Origin of the sequence: Methylocaldum sp., assembly GCF_039794385.1 — a bacterium.
Classification (GTDB): Bacteria; Pseudomonadota; Gammaproteobacteria; order Methylococcales; family Methylococcaceae; genus Methylocaldum.
Window position 1 is genome coordinate 1 of the sequence record NZ_JBDIVO010000463.1, and the last position, 3,008, is coordinate 3,008.

General features: G+C 60.4%; 2 protein-coding genes and 2 pseudogenes. 1 reads left to right on the forward strand and 3 read right to left on the reverse strand.

Annotated features, from left to right (window positions below):
• The 3 genes and pseudogenes from ABJK70_RS22750 to hppD form a co-directional block, all read right to left on the reverse strand.
• Nucleotides 1-193 (reverse strand): annotated as a pseudogene (locus ABJK70_RS22750) (2-keto-4-pentenoate hydratase); the annotation flags it as partial.
• Nucleotides 194-195: 2 nt separating this feature from the next.
• Complete coding sequence (locus ABJK70_RS22755; protein ID WP_347259226.1) at nucleotides 196-1,314, reverse strand: homogentisate 1,2-dioxygenase; 1,119 nt, start codon at nucleotides 1,312-1,314, stop codon at nucleotides 196-198.
• A complete protein-coding gene (gene hppD, locus ABJK70_RS22760) occupies nucleotides 1,314-2,369 on the reverse strand; it encodes a 4-hydroxyphenylpyruvate dioxygenase (RefSeq protein ID WP_077729160.1) in 1,056 nt (351 codons plus the stop codon). The genes ABJK70_RS22755 and hppD overlap by 1 nt, the downstream gene beginning before the upstream one ends.
• Nucleotides 2,370-2,626: 257 nt before the next feature.
• On the opposite strand from hppD, the pseudogene ABJK70_RS22765 reads away from it, so the two are divergent.
• Nucleotides 2,627-2,746 (forward strand): annotated as a pseudogene (locus tag ABJK70_RS22765) (hemin uptake protein HemP); the annotation flags it as partial.
• Nucleotides 2,747-3,008 lie beyond the last annotated feature (262 nt).

A 3,008-nucleotide genomic window follows, 5' to 3' on the forward strand; every position in this document is an offset into this window, starting at 1 on the left:
GCGCATCGAGCTCGCGCTGATTGAGGGCGCGATAGGTGGTTTCCAGTGCGGGTGCGGCGTCTTCCCAGTTCTCCAGTACCGATTGCAGCGTTGAGAAGCCGGACTCCAGGGCGGGGAATGCCGTTTTCAGCTCCCGGTCGACGATAACCAGGGTTCCGTCGCGGCTTCCGGATTTCAGCGAAGCGAGTTTCATGGCTATTTCCAGGAATCCACGTAGCCCGCCCACTCGACCCCGCGGGGCAGGTCGGCCACTTCGAGGGCGTCGCGGGCGTCGATCATGACCGCCACCTCGTCGGTTTCGGTGCGCGACCTCGTCTTCGCCGCCTCCAATGCCTTGGGATGAGGGCCGTGGGTGATTCCGCTGGGGTGCAGGGTCATCATGCCCGGATGGATGTTGTCGCGGGAGAAGAAATGGCCGCGGTGATAGAAGATCACCTCGTCGTAGTCGTCGTTGTTGTGATAGAAGGGCACCCGGAGCACGCCCGGATCGCTTTCCAGCGGCCGCGGGCAGAAGGTGCACACGACGAAGCGATCGCTGGCGAAGGTGGTATGGGCCGAAGGCGGAAGATGATAGCGATGGCTCATCAGCGGGCGGATATCGCGCCAGTTGAGCCGGACCGGCATCAGCGTGCCCTGCCAGCCGACGGCATCGAGCGGATTGAAGGGATAGGTCACGGCGCTGAGCCGATCCCGCCGCTTGACCAGCACCCGCCAGGTCCGGTCCGACTGCTGGGCGAGAAAGGCGTCGTCGATCTTGGGCGTGTCCAAGACCGCCGGGTCGAACACGGCATGGGCTCCGACGATGCCTTTTTCGGGAAGCCGGTAGGTACTGTTGGACGCCTCGATCAGGAGGAAGACGCCCATGCCGGAGGTTTCGATGCGCCACAGGGTGCCCCGTGGAATCACCAGGTAATCGCCCTCGGAAAAGGCGAGATGGCCGTAGTCGCAATAAAGATGCCCGGAGCCCTCGTGGACGAACAGCAATTCGTCGCCGTCGCCGTTCCGCACCAGGTGGTCCATGGCGGAATAGGTATGCCAGCACCGGATTTTCACGCTCAGATTGCCCAGCATCGGCGTGGCGTCCCATGGCGAGACGCTGGTTCCGGTGAGCTGGTTGGTATCGAAGGCGCGCGGCCTGAGCGGTCCCTCGACGCTGATCCAGCCGGTCGGCGGATGGCGGTGGAGCATTTGCGTGGAAGGGCCGTAGAAGCCCTCCCGCCCCAATTCCCGTTCGTAAGTGCCCTCGGGCAGATCGGCGTGAGCCTGGCGGGCGGCGACGCCCTCGACTCTTGGCAGTGAAATCCAGCGGAACATCAGATTACCCCCCGTCTCATTTGGTCGTCTTCTATCGCCTCGAACAGCGCCTGGAAATTGCCCTCGCCGAAGCCCTCGTTACCCTTCCGCTGGATGATCTCGAAGAAAATCGGCCCGATCACGGTCTCGGTGAAGATTTGCAGGAGAAGGCCCACTTTGTTGCCCGGCAGGCCGTCGATGAGAATCCGGTTCCGCCGCAGCCGCTCCAAATTCTCACCGTGGCCCGGAACGCGGGAGTTCACCCGCTCGTAATAGGTATCGGGCACGTCCATGAAGCGGACGCCGTTCTCGCGGAGCCGCTCAACGGTGGCGTAGATGTCGTCCGTGGCCAGAGCAACGTGTTGAATGCCTTCGCCGTGATAAAGGTCGAGGTACTCCTGAATCTGCGACTTGGGATCGGAAGGCTCGTTGACGGGAATGCGGATCTTTCCGCAGGGGCTCGCCATCGCCCGTGATTTCAGCCCGGTCGCCTTGCCGTGGATGTCGAAATAGCGGATTTCCCTGAAACCGAAGACGCGCTCGTAAAAATCGGCCCATTCGTCCATGTGGCCCTTGCGCACGTTATGGGTCAAATGGTCGATGCGGGTCAGGCCGACCCCGAAAGGTTCCGCCGGCTCGTTTTCGATGGGAACGAAGTCGACATCGTAGATCGAATGCTCTCCATAACGGTCGACCAGATAAATCAGGCTCCGTCCGATTCCGCGGATGGCCGGGATATTGAGTTCCATGGGACCAGCCTCGCTGGCGGACGGCCTGGCGCCCAGTTCGAGCGCGCGCCGGAAGGCCCAGGCGGCATTTTCGACGCGAATCGCGAAGGCGCAAATCGAAGGCCCGTGCCGCTCCGCGAAGCGCTGGGCGAAACTCCCCGGTTCGTGATTAATGACGAAATTGATCTCTCCCTGCCGGTATAGAACCACATCCTTGGACCGGTGGCGGGCCACGGCCTTGAATCCCATCTGCTCGAAAAGTCTCGCCAAGGCTTGAGTGTCACGGGCGGTATATTCGATGAATTCGAATCCATCGGTCCTTATGGGGGGGACGTCGTCGCTTGTCATATTGGATACCCCAGTGGCGGATTTTTTTGAGTTCTTTGATTCCTATGACCTCGGTGGTCGCATAAAGATTCCCATGGCTCGACGAGTCAGGCGCAGCAAGAACGGTTGTCAATGAAAATGATAATGGATATCATTTGCGACAGGGTGGATGTGCCGTCCGCCGCCGCTGAACGACATGAGGAAAAAGTATGAGCCCAAGCAACCGAACCGAAACCGATCGCCCGCATCGTCGGGGTGATGCGGGGCCCTTTCATTCGAAGCGCAGAGTCACAAGTGCGGAGTTGTTGGGCTCCGGTCGTGAAATCGTGATCGAACATGGCGGAGACGAATACCGTCTGCGCCTAACCAGCAACGACAAGCTCATTCTGACGAAATAGTTTGTGTGTGTGAGACTCGTCCCGGGAGGGGAGAGCGTAGGTCGGCAATCCTTTGCCGACAAACCCGCAGGCCGGACTGTTGCTGTCGGCAAACGATTGCCGACCTACACATCGGGATCCCTTACCCCGAATCGGAAAATACCTTAGTGGAACGCGTCGGAGGTTCCGACACACTCTCGTAGCCAGCCACCCGGCCTCACGGCATAGGTAGCCAGCCAGACAGTTTGGTTTAGTTACGCTTCTGTTGGTGAGGCAGCATCAT